The organism is Tenacibaculum sp. IMCC1 (assembly GCF_054906355.1).
Map to the genome: position 1 here is coordinate 901,736 of NZ_CM142818.1, position 25,119 is coordinate 926,854.

A 25,119-nucleotide genomic window follows, 5' to 3' on the forward strand; every position below is an offset into this window, starting at 1 on the left:
CTTTTTATCTATATAGTGTAAAGTGTCCCATTATTTTCTTCTCTTGACCTGATAACTCTTTAAAGTAAATAGTATACCAATAATCTCCTGATGGTAATGGTGTACCTTCATAAGTACCATCCCATCCTTCTACAGAACCTTTAAACTCGGCAATGTTACGTGCATATCTGTCGTAAATAAACACTTGAATATCATGATATTCTTCTACTTCACGAGGGTACCAATAATCATTTGTTCCATCTCCGTCTGGAGTAAATAAGTTTGGAACGAAAATAGTAATATACTCTCCTCTTATAGTTACTGTTTCCTCACAGCCTCTAGCATCTCTTACCGTAATAGTGTAATCTTTTGTTTGTAAGATTAAGAACTCATTATCTGATCCAAAATCACCTCCATCTACACTATACTCATAAGGTGGTAATCCAAAATCTGCATTGGCTATTAAAGTATTCTTAACCGAATCATCAATATCTAAGGTTAATGCTTGAATATCTTCAATACTAATTGGACTACTAGTAGAACTTTCAGAACATGAAGTTATTGTATGTGTTGCTGTAACATAGTATCCTGTTCCTGCTGGTACATCAATAAATTCTCCTGTATTATTTGTTACTACAGGGTTTCCTATTCCGTCATATAATGTGTAAGACATATTAGCTCTATATGCTTCATCAACTATTGCTTTAATAATATTTCCTACCTCACAGGTATATGCAAAATCAACTGTTAATTGTAAATCTACTGGTTCAGCCGTAGTTACTCTAATTGGGTCTGCAACATTACAACCTGCTTCATCTCTTACTGTAATGTAGTAAGATGTACCTGCTTGGATGTTTTCTGCTGCTCCTAACACAATTGTATTCGTTGTATATGGTGTAGGTTGTTCTATATTATTAATACTTACGTAGTAAGGTTGTGTTCCTCCTTGTACATCTAACTCTATTGTTGGAGTTGCATTATTAATACAAGTTTGTTCTGTAACTCCTACCAATGTTGCTGTAAATTGTTGTGGTTGATCAATAACTACATCAATAGTATCAATACATCCAACCTTATCTTTAACAGTAATGGTATACGTACCTGCTGTTAAGTTTCTGAACACATTATCGGTAACAAATTTATTTGTTGGGTCTGTACTAATATTGTATTCATATCCTGTTAAGTTTCCTCCTGAGGCTAATACTGTAATAGTACCATCATTTCCTCCAAAACAACTTACATCTGTATGGTTTTCAGCAACTACTAAAGGTTCTGGTTCTACAATAGGATGTGGTGCAGTATCTTCTGTACATACTTCTCCAAATCTATTAGTACTTCTTACTCTAATTTTATATGTACCAACATCTAAACCTCCAAAAGTATTTGATGTTGTCCATGTTCCATCAATCGGATTATTACTACCATCTAACAGTTGGTATTCGTAATTACCGAAACCGCCTGCTACAGTTGCTGATAACACTCCATTAGCATCTCCATTACAGGTAACAAATCCTGAATCAACTACTAAAGTTGGTACTAAAGGTTCGTATGCATTGACTGTTACTACAACTGTATCTTCACAATTATTATCATCACGTACATAGAATGTTTGAGAACCTGGACTTACGTTTGTAAACGTATTGTCAGGACCAAAATTCACTCCATCGCTACTATATTCATAAACGCCTGTACCTCCTATTGCACTTACTTCTACGGTTGCATTAGGGATGTTACAAGTTATATCTGCAGTGATATTTGCCGAAGCTTCTACTTCTGAAGGGTCAACTATGTTTACAGGGCTATTTGTGTATTCACAGCTATATTTATTATCTCTAACAGTTACTTTGTAATTTGTACCCGCTGGTAAATTGCTAAATGTATTTGATAACTGTTCTACTTGCGTTACTCCGTCAGGATAGGTTAAAATATAAGTATAACTTACAGTTGCATCTTGTGTTTGACCTCCTGTTACATTAGTTACTTCAATGGTTGCTGTTCTTTCTCCTTCACATAAGTTTGGAATAACTCTTACAAGTGCATCCATAGGTGTAGTTGGCTGTAATGTAAATGTAAATGTTTCTTCACACCCTGTAACATCTCTAACTGTTGCTGTATAATTACCTGCTATTAACCCAGTAATTCTTCTATTACTATCAAAATTTTGAACTGGTGTAGCTGGTGCTGCATCATTTACTAATTGATACTCATACGGTGCCCAACCTCCTTGAGCTTCTAACAAGATTTCTCCAGAATCAGTAACATTACAATTAATATACGTTGGTGTGCCTGTTAATGCTAATGCGTTTGCTGGTTCTTCAATTATAAAGTTTTCACTTTGTGCTTCACAGAATGGTGTATTCGTCATACTTACAACCACATAATATTCACCTGCTACTAAATTAGTAGTAATTGTTTCTGGAGTACCTCCTGTACCATTTCCTGATGTAATAGCAGTTGGGTTACCTACTTCAAATACTTCGTAAGTATAAACATCTGTATATGGTGTAGCTGCACTAAAATCTATTGTTGCACTTCCTGTACCACCAAAACAAGCTCTTTGAACATTACTTACTAATATATCAAAGGTAGGTTCTGGTTCTACCGTGTGATATACTTCTAAAGTACATCCTGTTGCTGCATTGTATATCTCAATTGTGTAATCATCAACCGGTACGTTATTAAATACTGCTGCATCTGCATCTGATACCACATTTAATGTTCGTGTATAAGGAGTAGCTCCTGTTCCTGTTATTGTATACTGAATATTTGGTAATGGTGGCACTACTTTTACAGTGATATTCTCTCCTGTATTACAGTCTGTATTTTTAATTACATCGATACTTGCTCCTGTCATTGGAGTAAATGGAGCTATCGTTACTACTCTAGATACAAAACAATCTGTATTTTCATCATATACTTTTACTGTATAATCTCCTCCAGCTAAATTAGTTGATATATATGTAAAGTTACTATCGTCTTGTAATACATTACCTGTTGCATTATCTTCAAACACAACTCGAACATAGTTTCCTGTTCCTCCTATAATCGCTGCCTTATCAACTGTAATTATAGCATTGTTTGTTGTATTAGTTCCTGCCGTACAAGCAAACTGTGTTACAGTAATGGCGTTTGAAATATCAATAATAGCATTTTGATTAATACTTACAGTTACATCTGTTGTACATCCATTTACTCCCGTAGCTGTAACTATATAGTCATCTGCTGGTAAGTTCGCAAATACCGTATCACTTCCTGTTAAAACAGCATTATATGTTCCTGATACATTATTAATCTCATAACTTAATGGTAAAATACCATTATCTACTGGTGAAACTGTAACTTCTCCTGTTGATGTTCCAAAACAAATATCTGTTACTGTAGCTACTGCCGTGAAATTAGGAGTTTCAGCATCTTCAATTTCAATAGTTTTAACTACTGAACATTCTGGTGTTGCTCCTGTATCGTAAACTGTTACGGTATATACTCCTGCTACCGTAGGATTTAGCGTTAATGTTGTACTTGGTAAAGTCGTTCTTCCTACTGCTATACTTGGTCCTGCAACTTCATAAGCATAACTACTAGAACCTGAAGTTACTTCTAATGCTACAGTTGCTGCCATTGGTGCAGTACATGTTAACTTCTTAGTTTCTGTTAATGTAAATACTAAATCTGGTGTTATTGTAACATCTGTTGGAGTACCTTCTGTACATCCATTAGAATCTACTACATTTACTGTATAAGCATCTGCTGCTAAATTGGTAAATGTATAGTTTGCAGCATTCAGTATTTGCGTTTCTACTACTCCACTTCCGTTAGATAATGTATAAGTATATGTACCTGTACCTCCTGTTGCTGTTACTGATATACTTCCTCCTACTGAAGAATCACATGAATTGTCATTCTCAGTTACTGTAAATGTTACCTCTGCTGGATTTGCTATAATTACTTGATCAGTTGACTCACAATATAATCCGACAGCACCATTTTTATCTCGTACTACTACTGTATAATCTCCTGCTGGTAAGTTCGTAAAGATATTGTTTGAACTAAACGTGTTACCTGCATAAGCAACTCCTGGGGTAGCTGTTTCTTCTAATTGGTACACATAATCTCCCCAACCTCCTGATCCGGTGGCTGTAATAGTAGCATCTGAACCATTGTAACAGCTTACTACTGGATTGGTAACTCCTGTTACTGATAATGAATCTGCTGGCTCTGCAATGGTAAAGTTTGCACTTTGTGCTTCACAGAATGGACTGTTAGTTCCCATATCTATTCGTACATAGTACTCTCCTGCTACCAATCCTGTGATTGTTTCTGGTGTACCTGCTGTTCCTGTTCCTGTTACTGCCGTTGCTGTACCTGTGGTAGCATCGTAAACAATATAACTATAACCACTTGTGTATGGTGGTGTACTTGGTACAAAACTTAAGACAGCACTTCCATTATTATCTCCTTTACAATCTACATCATCTACATTGGTAATTAAAATATCAAAGGTAGGTTCTGCTTCTACTGTGTGATACTCTGTATATATACAATTGGTATCTCTATTTTCTAACTCTACTCTATAAGTTCCTGTTGCTAATAATGTTGTAAAATCTCCATCTGTATTAGTTCTAGTTTCTAATAGAGCATTCGTATCATCATACAATCTAAATTCAAAATTTGCTAATGCTCCTCCTGTATTTATAGTATAGGTAGCCTCTATATCTTCTCCCTCATTACAATCAATAGTTCTTTGTGGACTAATTGTTACACCTGTAATTGCTACATAAGCATCAATAGTAGTGTTTTCTACTCCTGAACATCCTTTATCGTCGTAAACAGTGATTTGTACTGGACCCCCTGAGGTATTCGTTGTACTAAAACTTGTACTCGGACCGTCTTGGGTTATTGGACCGCTTCCATCTGCTGGCGTATAAACAAATACATAACGTGTATAATTTGTTGAACCTCCTACTGTTCCTGCTGGAATAGTTACCGTAGCAACATCTACAGTGTTACCTGTACTACATCCAAATTGTTCTACAACTGGTGTACTCGGTACTATTGGAGCGTATTCATCTATTACAATATCTGTAACGGTGAAAGTACATCCATTCGTTCCTTCTCCTGTAACGGAGTATGTTCCTGGTGGTAAATCTGTTATTACATTTCCTGTAATCGTTCCTGCTGCAGGAATTATACTATAATTTAATGGTAAAATTCCATTGTCTACTGCCGTTAAAGTAATTCTACCCGAATTATCTCCTGAACATAAACTAGCCTCGGCAGACGCCGTGAAACTAGGAATTTCCGCATCTTGAATTTCAATAGTTTTAACTACTGAACATTCTGGTGTTGCTCCTGTATCATAAACTGTTACGGTATATACTCCTGCTACCGTAGGATTCAGCGTTAATGTTGTACCTGCTAAATTCGTTCTTCCTACTGCTATACTTGGTCCTGCAACTTCATAAGCATAACTACCAGAGCCTGAAGTTACTTCTAATGCTACAGTTGCTGCCATTGGTGCATTACATGTTAACTTCTTAGTCTCTGTTAATGTAAATACTAAATCTGGTGTTATTGTAACATTCGTTGGCGTACCCTCTGTACATCCATTAGAATCTACTACATTTACTGTATAAGCATCTGCTGCTAAATTGGTAAATGTATAATTTGCAGCATTCAGTATTTGCGTTTCTACTACTCCACTTCCGTTAGATAATGTATAAGTATATGTACCTGTACCTCCTGTTGCTGTTACTGATATACTTCCTCCTATTGAAGAATCGCATGAATTGTCATTCTCAGTTACTGTAAATGTTACCTCTGCTGGATTTGCTATAATTACTTGATCAGTTGACTCACAATATAATCCTGTAGCACCATTTTTATCTCGTACTACTACTGTATAATCTCCTGCTGGTAAGTTCGTAAAGATATTGTTTGAACTAAACGTGTTACCTGCATAAGCAACTCCTGGGGTAGCTGTTTCTTCTAATTGGTACACATAATCTCCCCAACCTCCTGATCCGGTGGCTGTAATAGTAGCATCTGAACCATTGTAACAGCTTACTACTGGATTAGTAACTCCTGTTACTGATAATGAATCTGCTGGTTCTGAAATGGTAAAGTTTGCACTTTGTGCTTCACAGAATGGACTGTTAGTTCCCATATCTATTCGTACATAGTACTCTCCTGCTACCAATCCTGTGATTGTTTCTGGTGTACCTGCTATTCCTGTTCCTGTTACTGTCGTTGCTGTACCTGTAGTAGCATCGTAAACAATATAACTATAACCACTTGTGTATGGTGGTGTACTTGGTACAAAACTTAATACAGCACTTCCATTATTATCTCCTTTACAATCTACATCATCTATATTGGTAATTAAAATATCAAAGGTAGGTTCTGCTTCTACTGTGTGATACTCTGTATATATACAATTGGTATCTCTATTTTCTAACTCTACTCTATAAGTTCCTGTTGCTAATAATGTTGTAAAATCTCCATCTGTATTAGTTCTAGTTTCTAATAGAGCATTCGTATCATCATACAATCTAAATTCAAAATTTGCTAATGCTCCTCCTGTATTTATAGTATAGGTAGCCTCTATATCTTCTCCCTCATTACAATCAATAGTTCTTTGTGGACTAATTGTTACACCTGTAATTGCTACATAAGCATCAATAGTAGTGTTTTCTACTCCTGAACATCCTTTATCGTCGTAAACAGTAATTTGTACTGGACCCCCTGAGGTATTCGTTGTACTAAAACTTGTACTCGGACCGTCTTGGGTTATTGGACCGCTTCCATCTGCTGGCGTATAAACAAATACATAACGTGTATAATTTGTTGAACCTCCTACTGTTCCTGCTGGAATAGTTACCGTAGCAACATCTACAGTATTACCTGCACTACATCCAAATTGTTCTACAACAGGAGTACTCGGTACTATTGGAGCGTATTCATCTATTACAATATCTGTAACGGTAAAAGTACATCCATTCGTTCCTTCTCCTGTAACGGAGTATGTTCCTGGTGGTAAATCTGTTATTACATTTCCTGTAATCGTTCCTGCTGCAGGAATTATACTATAATTTAATGGTAAAATTCCATTGTCTACTGCCGTTAAAGTAATTCTACCCGAATTATCTCCTGAACATAAACTAGCCTCGGCTAATGCTGTGAAACTAGGAATTTCAGCATCTTGAATAGTTACAGTTTGTGTACCTGTAGTACATCCTGTATTTATATCTGTAACTGATACTGTATATGTTCCTGGAGCCAAACTAATAATTGCTGTAGTGTTACCTGCTGGGATAGCTACTGGAAACCCTCCATCAACCGAATAAGTATAGTTTGCTGTGAAAGTTGCTGTATTGTGTGAACCGCTATTAATTGTAAGAGTAGCTTCTCCATTTAAAACACACTCTGCATTTTTTGTAGGTACCACATCAAATGTAACATTCTCGTGTACTATTACTGTTGTTGGTACACTTTCACAACCTGTAGCGTCTCTTACTACAATATCATAACTACCTGGGGTTATATTATTTTGTGTAAAAGTTGTGTTAGTTGTTTCTGTACTAAAGGTAGCTCCTCCATTTAATGAATATTGGTAAGGTGCTACACCAGTAGTAACTGTTGCTGTAATCGTTTTATTTGCAGGACAACTATCTGCTACTGCTGTGGCTGTTGGTAATTGTGCTACATTTAAAGTTACTGTACCTAAATTAGCAGTACACGCTCCTGTTCCATTACTATCTTCAACTTCTACCGTTACGTCTACAGATGTTATACTAGTAGGTGCTGTTACTGTAATTTCATTACCTGTAACTGTTGCTGTTGCAGTCGCTTCAGATAAAGTTACGTTATAAGTGTAAGGTGCAAACCCTCCTAAAACATTTTCTACTCTTATCTTCCCTGGAACGTTACATGTAATATCATTTAATTTATTCAAATTACCTGTTATAGGCTGACCTTCTTTAATAGTTACATCTAAACTACCAAATTCACAAACAGGTGGTCCTCCCGTTGTATTGCTAAGTATAATATAATATACTCCTGAAGGTAACCCAGTTGCCACAATAGGGGCAAAACCTGTTTGTGGAACATTCGTATATGCAGGTAAAGCTGTACCTGCGTTAGTTACTGGGTCTCTTTCATACAACGTCCAAGTAAAATTATTGTTTAAATCTGTACTTGTATTATCTATTTCAAATGTAATTTGCCCATTAGAACTACCACTACATTGATTATTGTTTACTGTAGGTGTAATTGGCACAGAAGGGGTAAAAGTAGCATAAACATCTTCATTGTTCTGCTTAATACAGTCATCTGTTGTATCAAGAGGAGTACCATTTAAATCTTTTACATAAAACACATACGTTAACCCAGGAGTTAAATTTTTAAATGTATACGTTCTATCTTGATCTGGTACTGGTGCTGGTGCTGGAGGTGCTGGACTATCAATGTCTGGATCAACCCAACCAGAAGGAGTTCCTATTGCAAACTGGAAAGGACCAGCTCCTAAAAAAGCTTCAACAGTTACACTAAACCCTTCATTACAGCTAGTAGGATTTGCAACTGGGTTTACGATTAAACCTTCTACTGGATAAGGAACTTCATATCTTCCAAAATTAAAAATACATCTTGTAGTAACACCATCTGCTTCTACAATCCTTATCGCTGGGTAAACTATTGTCCCTGAATCTATTCCTGTAAATGTAGGAGAAGATTGCCATGTTGCTCCGTCATCTTTACTAAACTCAACACTATAAGGTGTTGGTACTGTAGGGTAATTAGTAAACTCAAAACCAAACAGGTTTTCATTTCCTAAAAAAGGTGTGCCGCACACAGGTAAAATTGAACTTAAATCGGCTGTTAAAGGTGGTAATTCTTCTAATGTAAAATCAAAAGTGTCCTCACACCCTAAAGCATCTGTAATTTTAATTTCATAAGTATCTACAGCTAAGTTATTGAAACTAAAATTAGTACCTATGAAGTTGTCTAATCTATCTATTTCGGTATTTGAACTATCTTCAATGGTAATAGTATAAGGTCCTTGACCTCTATTTACTATTATTTCACCATCTATACTACCTCTATCTCCATTACATGTAGGGTTATTAGGTGTTGCTGTGATATCTACAGGCATAATATATGCTATTACAACATTTTCGATAACATAAGAACATGTTGAACTATCTCTTACATATACATCATAAGTGTTAGGTGCTAAATTAGTTATAGGGTTCGTGTTTGAAAAACCTGTTGTAGGTACTGGGTCTCCAGCTGTTACTACAGCATATTCGTAAGTTCCTATTCCTGTACCTCCTGTAGCACTAATTGCTATTGATCCAAGTGTACAACTGGCATTTGTTGGTGTTGCTGTTGCTTGCAACTGTGGATTAATAGTTATATTTTTAGTAGTGATACATCCTCTGCCATCTTTTACATTAACTGTATAAGTATTTGGTGTTAGTCCTGTAAAAGTATATTGATTAGGTGTTGCTGCATCTGGATTTTGCCATGGGTTTCCATTAATATTATATTGATAGTCTCCATTACCTACGGTATTGGTGACTAAAATGCTTCCACTTGTTCCATCAAAACATGTTGTTGTTAAATCAAAATCTACTGTTTGCGATGGGTTTATCATTACTGTTACTGGTGATGAATCACAACCCAAACGATCTGTAGCTACTACTGTATACGTTCCTGCTGCTACATCTGTAAACTCTGTCGTAGTTGTTCCTAATGATGTTCCTCCATTATCAAATAACTCATAACTAAATGGTGCGCCATTTCCTCCGCTTCCGTTTGGTGTAATAGTAGCTCCTGTTGCTGGTACACAAGTAACTTCTTTTGTTACTGCTACTACTACTGTTACTACACTTGGATCTGTTAAGGTTGCACTTACTGTTTGCTCACATGCTGCAATTCCTCCTACTGGACGAACTTCAATTGTATGTGTTCCTGATGTAAAGTTTGGTATAACAAATGGATTATTTCCTGAAGTACTTACCCAACCTGCTCCTATATTATATTCAAACTCGGTTGGTGTTGATGATGGAAAACTTGCTTCTACTTCTATACTTCCATTATTGTATCCTAAACATGTAGGATTTGTCGTGTTTATAACTGCTGCTGTAAATTCTTGATCTGCTGCTACTGTTACCAATACATCTTCTGTACAATTACTTCCATAATCTACAGTTACTGTATGAGCTCCAGCTGCTACATTATTAAAAATATTAGCATTTGCTCCTGTTTGTGCTGCAGCCCCATCTAAAGAATAAGTATAACTAGCATCAAATGGTGTTATGGTGATATTTCCTGTACCATCACAGTTATATACTACAGTACTTGCAAATGGTGGTACTGCTGGTAAATCTGCTATCGTTAAGGTGTCTAAAATTCTTTCACAGCCATTTGAATCTTCTACTTTTGTCTCATAATCTCCTGCTGGTAAATTAGATACTGTTGTTCCTGCTATTTGTGTATAAGCTCCTCCTCCTACTAATCTATAATAATAAATATAAGGTGCTGTTCCACCTGTTGGTGCTGTAAAACTTATCGTTCCTAAAATAGTGCCTGTAGGGCTACACATTAAGTCTGTTTTACTTGCTGAGCCTCCTGCTAATGCTGTTGGAACATTAATCGTTTCTGTTGATGTGGCTACTGGTGGACAACCGTTTGCATCACTTACTGTAATTTGATAAGTACCATCTCCTAATCCTGTAAAGCTGTAATTAACATCTGCTGATGGTCCTTGTACAAATGGACCTCCTGGTCCTGTAACTGTTACGGTATATGGTGAGGTTCCACTTCCTACAGTTACATTGATTGTTCCCGTATCTGTACTACAATTTGGTTGTGTTGATGTACTGCTTACGGTTGGTGCTGCTATTTGATTCACTGTTACTGTATCTGAATATTCACAGTAATTTGTTCCTCCATTTTTATCTCTTACATACACCGTATAAGTTCCTGCTGGTACTGCAATTGGACTAGAAGTGTACGAGGTTTGCACCCCTCCTGTTTCTACTATAAATTCATAATTACCGTCTCCTCCGTTTGGAGTAATTACTATTTGACCATCGTTACATGTTGCACTTACTGTTGTTATTGTTGCTGTTAACTGTGGTAAAATAGTTGCATCTTTTGCTGGAATTGTACAGCCTAATCCGTCTCTTACTTCAATACTGTAAGTACCATCTGTTAACCCTGTAAAAGTAAACTCATCTGGTGTAGCTACATTTGGGTTTTGCCAAATTCCTCCATCAATCCTAAATTGGTAATCATTATTACCCGATGTAACTTCTACACGAATCTCACCATTCCCACTTCCATCATAACATAATGTAGGTGTTAAATCAAAATCTACTGTTTGCGATGGGTTTATCATTACTGTTACTGGTGATGAATCACAACCCAAACGATCTGTAGCTACTACTGTATACGTTCCTGCTGCTACATCTGTAAACTCTGTCGTAGTTGTTCCTAATGATGTTCCTCCATTATCAAATAACTCATAACTAAATGGTGCGCCATTTCCTCCGCTTCCGTTTGGTGTAATAGTAGCTCCTGTTGCTGGTACACAAGTAACTTCTTTTGTTACTGGTGCTACTACTGTTACTACACTTGGATCTGTTAAGGTTGCGCTTACTGTTTGCTCACATGCTGCAATTCCTCCTACTGGACGAACTTCAATTGTATGTGTTCCTGATGTAAAGTTTGGTATAACAAATGGATTATTTCCTGAAGTACTTACCCAACCTGCTCCTATATTATATTCAAACTCAGTTGGTGTTGATGATGGAAAACTTGCTTCTACTTCTATACTTCCATTATTGTCTCCTAAACATGTAGGATTTGTCGTGTTTATAACTGCTGCTGTAAATTCTTGATCTGCTGCTACTGTTACCAATACATCTTCTGTACAATTACTTCCATAATCTACAGTTACTGTATGAGCTCCAGCTGCTACATTATTAAAAATATTAGCATTTGCTCCTGTTTGTGCTGCAGCCCCATCTAAAGAATAAGTATAACTAGCATCAAATGGTGTTATGGTGATATTTCCTGTACCATCACAGTTATATACTACAGTACTTGCAAATGGTGGTACTGCTGGTAAATCTGCTATCGTTAAGGTGTCTAAAATTCTTTCACAGCCATTTGAATCTTCTACTTTTGTCTCATAATCTCCTGCTGGTAAATTAGATACTGTTGTTCCTGCTATTTGTGTATAAGCTCCTCCTCCTACTAATCTATAATAATAAATATAAGGTGCTGTTCCACCTGTTGGTGCTGTAAAACTTATCGTTCCTAAAATAGTGCCTGTAGGGCTACACATTAAGTCTGTTTTACTTGCTGAGCCTCCTGCTAATGCTGTTGGAACATTAATCGTTTCTGTTGATGTGGCTACTGGTGGACAACCGTTTGCATCACTTACTGTAATTTGATAAGTACCATCTCCTAATCCTGTAAAACTGTAATTAACATCTGCTGATGGTCCTTGTACAAATGGACCTCCTGGTCCTGTAACTGTTACGGTATATGGTGAGGTTCCACTTCCTACAGTTACATTGATTGTTCCCGTATCTGTACTACAATTTGGTTGTGTTGATGTACTGCTTACGGTTGGTGCTGCTATTTGATTCACTGTTACTGTATCTGAATATTCACAGTAATTTGTTCCTCCATTTTTATCTCTTACATACACCGTATAAGTTCCTGCTGGTACTGCAATTGGACTAGAAGTGTACGAGGTTTGCACCCCTCCTGTTTCTACTATAAATTCATAATTACCGTCTCCTCCGTTTGGAGTAATTACTATTTGACCATCGTTACATGTTGCACTTACTGTTGTTATTGTTGCTGTTAACTGTGGTAAAATAGTTGCATCTTTTGCTGGAATTGTACAGCCTAATCCGTCTCTTACTTCAATACTGTAAGTACCATCTGTTAACCCTGTAAAAGTAAACTCATCTGGTGTAGCTACATTTGGGTTTTGCCAAATTCCTCCATCAATCCTAAATTGGTAATCATTATTACCCGATGTAACTTCTACACGAATCTCACCATTCCCACTTCCATCATAACATAATGTAGGTGTTAAATCAAAATCTACTGTATTTGGTTCTATAACAGGTACACTTACAGGTACACAAGTTGTACTCGCAATATTAATTTGTACGTCGTCTATAAAATTCCCTACAGTGTTATTTCCTCCAGCTGTTGATAATGCATCAAAAGCAATTATTGTGGTTGATTGCCCTACTGGAACGGTATAACTTCCTGTATAAACTTTCCAAGCGGTGTTATTTGTTTCCATGGTTTCAACAACTCCAGCTGTGGCTAAATCACCTCCTATTTTCACTGTTGCTCTATCTAAACCACTTCTTCCTCTATGCGCTACAGACCAAGTAATTATATCTCCTGGTTGTGTACAATACTCTTGGTATAAAGAAGAAACTGTATTAGCATTTAATTCTGCAAAAGAATTACCTTCATGAGCTGTCACACCATTATATCCATTATGCCAAAGCTCTATTAAATTATCAGACGCCGTAGAGTCCCAACCAGGAATTTCATCTTCATTATACCATTTAAATCTTGTTACTGTTTCTGCTGGTCTTTCAAAGCTTCCATTTTGGAACAATTTGGCTGTACAGCCACATTCGTTACAGTTTCTACTATCTCTAACCATTACAACATAATCAGTTGCTCTTGGTGGTACATTATTAAACACGTTACTAGTTTCCCAATTAGCACCTCCATCAATACTGTATTCGTATGGAGGGATTCCTCCTGTAGCAGTAGCTGTAATAGTTCCTGTTGCAATATTACAAGTTACTTCTTGAGTTACCGATGCTGCCAAGGTTAATTCTTCTGGTTGGCCTATTGTAACATTACCTAAATCAATTACACAACTTGCCACTCCTCCATCAGCTTCTCTTATAAACACATTATATGTTCCTGCTGCTAAACCTACAACTCTATAAGGGTTATCGGCTGTCATTGACCAAGTTGCTCCACCATCTGTCGAATACTCAAAACTTCCTCCTATAACGTTATTTGCTGATATTGTGATTGCCCCATTATCTGAACCATAACACTCACTATCTGTAGAGCCTACAATACTTCCTGAAAATTCATTTCCTGCATTTACCCTAACTCTAATGTCTTCTACACAACTACCTCCATAAGTTACTTCAGCGGTATATCCTCCTACCGGTACATTATTAAATACACCCGTAGTATTTGAGTTTCCGTTTAAAGTATAAGTATATGTTCCTGCAGGAGTAGCTGTTATTGTTACGTTTCCTGTACCATCACAATTATATACCACAGAACTTGTTACATTTGGTGCTGATGGTAAACCATTTATAGTTACATTGTTTAAATCTATTATACATCCACTTGCGTCTATTGCTCTTGTGTTGTATGTTCCTGCAGGGAGCCCTGTTACTGGATTATTTGCTGCTAATGTATAAGTTGCAGCTGAACTTAACTTATAATAATATGTATAATTAGGAGTACCTCCTGTTGGTGCTGTATAGGTTATAGTACCAAAGGTAGTTCCTCCAGAGGTGTTACATTCTAAATCAGTTTTTGTAGCACTTCCTCCATTAAGTGGTGCTGGCTCATTTATTACTACATTAGGAATTTCATATAAACACTGATAAGAATTTTTTGATGCCCTTATATAAATGGTATAAGTTCCATCATCTAAACTATCAAAAGCACCTGTAGTGTTCCATGTAGCATTATCAATGCTATATTCTACTGCATATCCTAAATTATCTCCATTAACACTAACATTAATAGTTCCATCTGTTAAACCATTACAAGTTACATCTGTTTCTGAATGAGTAAAAGCTAATTCTGGCTCTACAGTAATTTCTACCGGGTCTGAAATTGTATAACAGTTATTATCATCAATAACAATAAATCGATATATTCCTTCACTACCAACAGGCACATTGTAGGTGTATGGGTTTGTTGCTGGTGTTAAAAACGCAGTATTAGGAATGTCTGATGGGTTTGTATATAAATCTGTTCCCTGACTCGTCCATACAGCAAAATTATAATTATTACCTGACGATGTGTCTAATGTTCCTCCACTTGCAGTTAACTGAATAATTCCGTCTGAACTTCCTGATTCGCAAGTTATATCTTTAGTTTTTAATGCTGTAAATATTAACTCATCTGGTTCATTAATAACAATCGTTTCTGTAGCGGTACACTGAGGTGTTGTAACTCTCACTGTGTAAGCCCCACCATCTGTAACATTAAAAGTAAAATCGTTATTAGCAGTTGGACCTTCTATTCCTACTACACTTCCACCTTGTAATAATTCATATGTATAATCTCCAGGAACATTATTTACTTGAACTCTTATTTGTGCTGAATCATTAAAACACTGCATAGGTGTTGTAATGACGTCCATATCTATGTCATTTTCCTGAATATTAATAGGAGGAAAAGTATATGTACATGAAGCAGCAGACGCACTACTTACACGAATTGAAAGGTTATAGTTTCCTGCAGCTGTTAAATTTGAAAAAACATTACTATTTTGAAAAGGAGCATTATAACCTCCTGGACCTGTTAAACTGTATTGATAACCTGCTGGTATATTGTTTACAGTAATAGACCCATTGTTACCACATAAAATATCCTGTGTAATAAAGGTAGGATTTAAAGTAGCCTTATATACATTAAAATAATATTGTTGTCGACAACGACCATCGTATAAAACATCTAAACGATATTCTCCAGCATCTGCAAAGTTTCTAGAAAATTCTCCACTACCTACTTCATTCCATTTACAAGCTGTATTTATATTAGGGCATCCAGACTCTGTTACATCGGTACAAGAAGATTCATCCAATTTAAACCACTGTACTGTTGTAGCTGAAGAGGTATCAAATGGTAAATTAATAGTTCTAGAACCACTATCACCACATAAGTAAACTTCAGCTAACTCTTCTCCGTTACTTGCACAAGTTAATACCTGGTCTGCAAATGGTTGTAATGGATTTGGTTCTGAATTATATCCTACAACATGTATGGTTTCTTCAGCATTTATACATCCTGATGCTGCTGAAGCTATCTTATTAACTGTGTACGTTCCTTCATTAGTTACATCAAAAGATGGTACTGTAGTAGTTCCTAATAAAGTGCCTGAGGCATCTCTCCATTCGTATGATTCAAACCCTGCTCCAGCAGTTAATGTTATACTAGAACCACACATTACTTGTGTCGTTTCAAAAGAACATCCTCTTGTATCAACTAAAAAGTTTGAAGTACCAACTATACCAAAATTACAATCATCTAATCCCGAAAAACTAGGCTCATTATTAACAACTACTCCTCCTCTAACTCCTTCGTATCTGGCAAAAGCCTGATTTCTAACCTCATTAGAACACACATCTCTTAATTGACTACAGTGTGTTACTACTTGAACGTGCATACGAATATTATAAAGGGCACCTCCCTCTAAAACCATATTATCTGGTACTGAAATCTCTAATTCAGCTCTATTATCATTAGCTGCGCTTGGTGGATCGTATGCTGTTATAGATACTCCTGGAGGTAAATCTATATCAAAACGTGTTCCATCTGGAGCAACAGAGCCATTTGGTGCTGTAGTTGTCAATAAATCTACATTTTTTGGTAATCTATCTGTAATTATTGTATTTCTAGCATCATCTGTTCCTACATTCTGAAAGCTTATATTATAAAATAATTCACTCCCTAAACCTACAGGTCTACCTTGTATATCATTTCCGCTAGCATCTTCAATTGTTTTTATTAACTGTACTTTAGGCTCTATAATTTCAACCGTCATAGCATTTAAAAATGGAAAATAGGCATCTTGAGCTGTAGTAAATCTTACATCTATAGATGTTTGTCCATTAGCTATTAAAGAGTTTGCTGGGTTATTAAGGTTAAATAAATCTATATCAAACCCCAATGTATTCGTGCTTCGTGGAGTTCTTGTATTAACAAAATTGTTATATTTAGTAATAGAACTATTAAAAAAATTATTCGTTTGATTATTAGATCCTGTTGTTATATTCTCATAGTTATTCGATTGGTTTAAAATTTGAAAACTATCTCCAGTATAGGGCTTATCACCTTCTAAAGCAGCTGTAAGTAACTGAACTCTAACGGGTCCTAAATTTTTAGTTGTAAAACCAGAAAAAGTTACATCTGTATCTACAACTCCATCAATAGTAGAAAAACCGTCAAATAATGAAATGTTTTTACTTGATTCAGTATCGTTTTCATAAACAACTACCATTACCCAACCTGCTGATGAACCAAGTCTCTGTCCAACAGAATCTTGACCAAGAGTTGCTTTAACATTTGCCCCAAAATAATCTCCATTTGGGTTTCCAAGAGTTTGTACTAAAGACGTAACATCCCTATAACATACATATGGCTTTTGAGTAGCTTCTCCATCATCATAAATTATAGTTCCAGTAATATCTTGATAAGGTTGTCCCGGTATTTTAAACTTCATAGTATTGAAGTCATTATCTCTGGTGTTTACTCCATAAGATTCTTCATTCCAATTGTCATAAGGATAAATAGCAGCCCAATACAATCCTGCATATACAATCCTTGAACAACTAGGTAGGTTAAGAGTTGACATACTTGATGAAAAGGTAGTGTTATTGCCTGGTATGCCCATTACATCATCAATATCAATATAGCCTAACTTAAAATCTGTATTAGCACTTCCTCCATAATTAAAGTCATCATTTGGGCCTATGAAACTATAATTATTATCATCTATGCTTAAAATATTATTACCTACGTATGTTATATTTCCTTTAACATTAATACCTCCAACTCCTAACCTGTTATTGAATGGTGTGTCAGACAACTTATTGGCTGTAGATTTCTCTTGATTTTTTTGTATTTTTTTAGCACTCTCCTTGAGTTTTTTTGATACTCTTGCATCTTCGAATAGACTAGATTTTTCTTGTGAAAAACCAACAAGTGCATATAATACAATTATTAGTAGGGTAATTATTCTCTTCATAATATCAATTGGGGAAATTAATTAATCAAGTTCTTTTATTATATTATATTATTTAATTTGAATGATTGCTTTACGATCATAAAAAGCACCATTTAAATTTGTATTGTACATTTTAATCGCTTCCGATCTATCTGTTGTTTTAAATATATATATATGCATGTAGCCTGTTTTTGGATCTACAAAATAATCTGCATCTATGTCATCGTTTCTTAATTCATCTACATTTCTATCAGCTAATGCTTTCTGAGAATTTACGTATACTCGTAAATAATATCCGGGCTCAACTCCTTCGGCCTGCATTGGATAAACCCTTGCTGGTGGTTGAGTCTTTGGCTCTTCATAACTACTAAGCTCTCCTCCTAAGGTAATTTTAACTACATACACAGGGTCCTTAGTAGTCTTATTAACCTTTATTGTAGAATTATCTTTTTTCTCATCATTCTTTTCAAATAAACGTGTTTTATCATTAAAATCGTCTACCTTTTCTTCTGCCTCCTCTTCTTTAGCAAACCTATCTATGTATACATAGTATAATTTTTTATTAGGTTCAAATACATACTTAGCTTCAATATCTAATCGGGCCCATTTATCTATCAAAGCTTCTGCATTTTCTTTACTTCTAAATTGGTCCGAAACCACATAATACATAGTTCCTCCTCCACCAGAGCGAGTTACAGTACTCTTACGCCATGGTTTATTTGATCTTCTTCTTAATGTGATATCTTTTGTTTGAGCACTATCTTTAATAATTACTGTATTAGTATTGGTAATTACTTTAGGAGCCGGTTGATTTTTCAGTATTCGTAATACTTCATCTATCTTTTTATTTAGTATATCAATAGAATCCTGTGCTTGTTGAATCTCGTCAGATAAATCGTTGTGTTCTGGGTTTTTATATTCTATTTCTTTTTTAGGTGTTCTTTCTGGAAGGTTAACTTTAATATTTCCTGTTCTCCTCTTAGGTCGTTCCCTTGTAAACCTTTTTTTACCAAAATTATAAATAAGTCCAACTTCATTTGTTGCTGCAAAACTACTTTTTTCGTAACTAAATCCTATCGCTAAATTTTCTGAAAGGTTTATTCCAACACCAGCTGAAATTCCATATGTTTTGTCATAACCAGCTTTAACCCAACCTGCTTTAGGTAAATCTACTATAGCGCTCCCTCCAAAACCAAAGTCATCATTCCCTGGTTTTCTAGCGGTTGCTAGGAATCTTACATCAGCTCCTTCAAAAAGCCCTGATGCGTAAGTAAATTCATGAGAGTACATTAGATGTCCCGAAAATGTTTTTTCTCCAAAAGAAGTTGCCATCTCACTTTTTTTAAGATTAAAGTCTACTAAATTCTCGAAAAAGACACCAACATCAAACTTTCCAATAGACAACGTTACTGCTGGTTGAAAATTAACCACAGGATCATCTTGATAATTACTTAAAAAAGTATCGTCATCATCAGTTACTAGAACCTTCCCCCAGTTTAAACTTCTTCTACTATATAAAAAGTTAAATCCAAAAGTTAAATCCATCGTTTCATTTAACTGTAAACGATGTGCATAATTTGCTATAGCTCCAAAATCTTTTACCGACCCTACATCTTGTTGATATACAGCCACTCCTGCTCCAACATTTTCTCTCATTTTCCCTGAATACGTAAGCACATATAAACGGGGATTATCCTCAAAATCTATGTTACTGTTTCTTACTATAGCTGAAAGAGATGTTTTGTTTTCTCGTAATGCAGAAAATGTTGGCACGGTTAAAAAGCGATTAAACTTCATAAAGTTACGAGAACTGAAACTATTATATTGCTGTTCATTACCAGAAGTTTGCGCTTGTATAACAAACACATTTAATATCAATATAATAAGTAAGGTAATTTTTCTAATCATTCTAACCTTTTTAGTGTAAAACAGATATCGTTCCAGCTTTAATCAATTTGTCTTCTCTTATTATTTTATAATAAAAAACTTTTTGATTTCCTAAATCTTCTGTTGGCCAATCATTTTTGTACTCAGTTGTTTTTAAAATCTCTTTACCATTAGCATTATACAACATTACAGTTACTAGTGGTTGAAACGCATATTTGTTTGATATCTTCCATGTGTCATTTTTACCGTCTCCATTAGGAGTTAAGGTGTTGGGTACTATAATTTGATCATCTGGCTCTACAACTTCTACCGTTCTTGTTACCGAACAGGCCCCTACTTTTACTAATACTGTGTAAAAACCTAGCTCTGTTACTTCTAACTGTTCTGTTGTTGATAATGTGGTTCCTGATATACTCTCTCCTTGATACCACTCATATGACTCTCCCCCTGCTGCTGTTATAGTTGCTGAACTTCCTTCCTCCATTACCACAATCTCAGAAGGAGTTATGGTTACCGCAGAATCATCAAACATCACTACGTTTATAGGCTCTAGTTCATTATCACAACCAAAGCCTGAATATTTCAACACATATTCTCCAACTTCAGTTACTATTAAGTTTTCAGGATTAGCAGGGGTAACATCATCCGTACCATCTTTAATCCATTGATACGTATAACCTGCTACTACATTATTTATTGTATAAGTTATAGAAGACCCAGCACAAAGTGAATTTGAAGTTGATGTGCTTCTTATTTCGGGTACTTCAGCCAACTTAACATCCAGCGCTTTAGACGTTCCTGATATAGCCCCTACATTTATAGTTAAAGTATACGAACCATTATCGGTATAGCTACTTAAAAACAGTCCATCACTAGTCTCACCAGATATAGGGTTTCCGTCCAAATTCCATTGATAATTTAGCATCCCTATTTGAGCTGATGTTAGGTCATACATATTACCATCTTCTGCCTCTACCTTAACACCTACTATGCTTAACTCTGTACTTCTAGTATTACATTCCTCATAATTAGTTTCTGTTCTAATGGTTGGTTCAAAAGACGTTACATTTAATAACGTAAACTTTTCAGAATCTACTATGGCATCACATGAAGTTCCTGTACTCTCAGTTACTCGCGCATAATACACTCCTGACTCAGTGGCATTCATACATCGTTGAGTTTTTGCTGTTAAAGGAGTATCAACCTCTTTATACCATTGTATCGTTCCAGAAGATGCATCATGATTTATACATAACTCAATAGTTTCACTAGGTAAAATCACTTTAGTCAAAGCTCCTTCTGCATTTACACTAAAACCTGCTGTTGTTTGTTGTTGTAACACTACATCGTTTGACTTGGTAGTACAGGTTCCTGTATCAATTATCAAATGATACGTTCCAAACTGCCCTGTTGTTGGTGTTGTATAGGTTGAAGAATTAGATGATTGTACTAATTTATTGTCTAAGTACCAATTATAGGTTAAACCTGAACGATTTGTGTTAGCTTCAAAAGTATGTGACTCATCTCCACATATTTCTACGGTTGAAGGCCCTTTAATTTGTTTAGCTGTATTATCTAAGATAATTACAGAAGATATTGTTGAAGTTACACTACCACATTTTCCATAATCAATTTTCACTTCATACTTCCCAGATAAAGTGACCTCTAGTTTAGGTTCCGTTGTAGTGGTAAATAATACATCATCTTTATACCATTCGTAATTACCATTCTGATTAGTATTTAATATAAGTTCTGCTGATCCACTATCACAAAGTACAACATCATCATAATTATTTAAAACTAAAGTATCTGTTGAAAATTTATATGCTGCAAACGAATCTGAATCTGGACTGGTCATTACTGGTGAACTAGCAACCAAACGTATCTTGTAATTAGTTCCGTAAGTATTATCAGGCAATTGAAAAGTTCTAGAAAAAGTATATGAAGAATTTTCAGTGGTTACTGTACCTACATTGATCGGACTTCCCCAATTTCCATCTGCATCAGATAATTCTATCGTAAATACATTATTGGAGTCAAAATCTGAACCCGAGTATTTAAAAACCACATTAAAATCTGTAGCTGCACCATTACAAGCATTAGAAAACTGAATCTCAGGCTTAAGCAGCGTCTGAGATACAGCACTTGTTGCACAAAACAGAAGTGTCGCTAAAAGTAATAAAATGCTTTTAGTGTAATTTTTCATCTAAGGGATCCTTTAAGGGGTGTCAAATTTATAGTTTTTCTTAACAAAAACGGTATTAAAATTAACAAAATTTAACGCCGAAATATATAAAATCTATGTGTAACCCACAACTAAAGTTTTAACCTCCTTCTTTTTTCTACTTTTTTTTAAAAAAAGTCTTCCATTTTATATAAAAAACCTTTCTTTGTTATTGAAAATATGCTATACTTTACATACCACTATACATTATAGTGGTTAAAAATTGTATCACCAAGTTTAACCCCCGAAAAACACGCTCTCAAAAATACTGTGCGTGTAAAATTTATGTATTATGAAAAAAAACTCCTTTTACATTTTAGGTGTATTACTATACCTATGTACAAATTCTTATGGGCAAATTAATTTTCCTGACCCTAACTTTAAACAAGCGTTGCTAACTCACTCCCCTATTATAGATACTTCTGGAAACGGCGAAATTGAAGAAGCAGAAGCTTTAAACATTGACAGACTAAATTTAGATAATAAAAACATCTCTAGTTTAGAAGGAATCCAGTTTTTTAAAAATCTAGATATTCTAGACTGTAGTGATAATAATATTAAAAAAATTAATGATTCACAAACTTATACCTTAACCAAATTAAGGTTTTTAACCGCTAGAAGAAATCAAATATCTTCTATTGATGTTAGAAACTGTAAGCTGTGGGGATTACATCTAGAAGGTAACCCCATTAAATATGCCTATTTAACAGGTTCAAGTACTTTTCAAATGGAAGGACGATGGGGTATTATTTTTGATTTGAATAACATAGAATATGTTTGTATCAATAATGATCAATATATGCCTCAATCAAATAATGTAGATCACAGATATTTTTGGAACAGAATTGGAAGCGCTCTCCATATAGGTGAATGTACTATTGTTACTACACCAGTCTGCCCCATAATTAACTTCCCAGATCCTAATTTTAAACAAGCCCTACTAAATATTTCTCCTGCAATTGATACCGATGGTGATGGCGAAATTTGTATTGAAGAAGCTGAAATTGTTACTTACCTTCCTTTAGATGGTAAAAACATTAATGATGTAACTGGAATTGAATATTTTATTAATATTGAAGTTTTAAAACTTAACGACAATAATATAGTTTCAGCTGACTTAAGTAACAACTTAAAAATAAGAAACCTATCAGTTATTAATAATAATTTAACTAATTTAAATGTAACTAATAATGAAGCTCTTGTAAGTTTATATGCCAGTAATAATAAATTAACTAGCATAGATATTAGTACTAATAAGAGCTTAAAAGTTTTGCATTTATACGATAATAATATTTCTCAATTAGATGCTAGTAACTTAACTCAATTAACATTTATTGGAATTGATAATAACTCTTTAACAAGTTTAAACATTACTAACTGTTATACCTTAGAAGCAATACAAGCAAGAAATAACCAACTTAGTCAGCTTGATATTAGCACTAATAGCAATTTAGGAGTGCTTCAGGTTCCTAACAACAAATTAACGGGGTTAAACATTACTTCAAACAACTCAAAACTAAAACAATTACTCATAAATCAAAACCTCATTAATAAAATTGATATTAGGAACTGTAATTCCATGTCCCGATTAGATATAAGGAATAACCCTAACCTAAAAGAAGCTTTCTTAACAGGAAGTCATAGTTTTTATTCTAGTTTTGATAATTTTGGAGACCTTACTCGGGACAATTATATATCCATAAATAATTGTCCTAAACTAAACTTTGTTTGTGTAAATAATGTATCGTTTTTCAACGATATTAAAAACTACATAACAGGTATGTACCCATTATGCACGGTTAACACAGACTGTACTTTACCAAGAAACGATTTTAGTAGTTACTTTATCCTATCTCCTAATCCTACCACTGGAAGTATGATCTTATCTAAAAAAGATACTGGTACAACAGCCTCTACAGCTGATATTTTCAATGCTCAAACGGGTAGTTTTGTAAAAAGTGTTAATCTTCTTTTTGGAGGAGGTTTTGGTAATTTATCATTCAAAAAAACAACAACTTCAACAACAACTCAAAGGTTAGGTAACCCTATTAATTTAGAAGATGGAGCTCCTATTAATGTTACCGACCTAGCTACTGGTAGCTATATATTTAGAGTTAACAGTAATAGAGGTACACACACTACTAATTTTATTAAAATGTAACAATACAATTTATAGCATGTTTTCAAAGAGAGAGGTTAGCACCTCTCTCTTTTTTATCTATATCTTTCAAAAGTATTAGAATTCTACCCTATATTTGCTATCTATTTTTTTGAATCATGACAAAGAAAATCACCATAGCCATTGACGGTTTTTCATCTACAGGAAAAAGTACTATTGCTAAACAATTAGCTAAAGAGCTTAGTTATATTTATGTTGATACTGGCGCTATGTATAGAGCTGTTACTTTATATGCCATGCAACATGATTATATTTCTGAAAATCATTTTAACTCAGAAGATTTAGTTGCTGATTTACCTAATATTTCTTTGTCTTTTACATTTAATGAAAAACTTGGTTTTGCTGAAATGTTTTTAAACGGAACTAATGTTGAAAAAGAAATTAGAAGTATTGAGGTTTCTAAATTAGTAAGTAAAGTTGCTGAAGTTTCTGAAATTAGAAAAAAGTTAGTTCGTGAGCAACAAGAAATGGGTAAAAACAAAGGTATTGTTATGGATGGTCGTGATATTGGAACCGTAGTTTTTCCTAATGCTGAACTAAAATTATTTATGACTGCTTCTGCCGATAAACGTGCTACACGTCGCTACAAAGAATTAATAGACCGAGGTGACAAGGTTAACTACGAAGAAATTTTACAAAACGTACAAGAACGTGACAGAATAGATTCTACCCGAGAAGATTCTCCTTTAGTCATGGCAGACGATGCTATTGAGTTTGATAATTCTGACATGGGACTTAAAGAACAATTTGAACGTATTATGAGTTTAGTTAATGCTAGAATTCAATAAAAACTTCATATACTATTAATTATAA

General features: G+C 34.9%; 5 protein-coding genes. 2 read left to right on the forward strand and 3 right to left on the reverse strand.

From position 1 onward, the window contains the following. Window positions 1-4 precede the first annotated feature (4 nt). The 3 genes from ACXIHB_RS04175 to ACXIHB_RS04185 are packed head-to-tail and all read right to left on the reverse strand — an operon-like array spanning window position 5 to window position 22,109. A complete protein-coding gene (locus ACXIHB_RS04175) occupies window positions 5-18,037 on the reverse strand; it encodes a T9SS type B sorting domain-containing protein (RefSeq protein WP_462098984.1) in 18,033 nt (6,010 codons plus the stop codon). Window positions 18,038-18,085: 48 nt separating this feature from the next. After that, window positions 18,086-19,924, reverse strand: coding sequence for a PorP/SprF family type IX secretion system membrane protein (locus tag ACXIHB_RS04180; RefSeq protein ID WP_462098985.1), 1,839 nt, complete (start codon window positions 19,922-19,924; stop codon window positions 18,086-18,088). A 10-nt stretch (window positions 19,925-19,934) separates the two neighbouring features. Further along, window positions 19,935-22,109, reverse strand: coding sequence for a T9SS type B sorting domain-containing protein (locus ACXIHB_RS04185; protein WP_462098986.1), 2,175 nt, complete (start codon window positions 22,107-22,109; stop codon window positions 19,935-19,937). Between the two features lie 310 nt (window positions 22,110-22,419). Here ACXIHB_RS04185 and ACXIHB_RS04190 point away from each other — a divergent pair, with 310 nt between their 5' ends. Together ACXIHB_RS04190 and cmk are read left to right on the forward strand one after the other, a co-directional pair. Continuing rightward, a complete protein-coding gene (locus ACXIHB_RS04190) occupies window positions 22,420-24,288 on the forward strand; it encodes a leucine-rich repeat domain-containing protein (RefSeq protein ID WP_462098987.1) in 1,869 nt (622 codons plus the stop codon). Between the two features lie 116 nt (window positions 24,289-24,404). After that, window positions 24,405-25,094, forward strand: coding sequence for a (d)CMP kinase (cmk, locus tag ACXIHB_RS04195; protein ID WP_462098988.1), 690 nt, complete (start codon window positions 24,405-24,407; stop codon window positions 25,092-25,094). Window positions 25,095-25,119 lie beyond the last annotated feature (25 nt).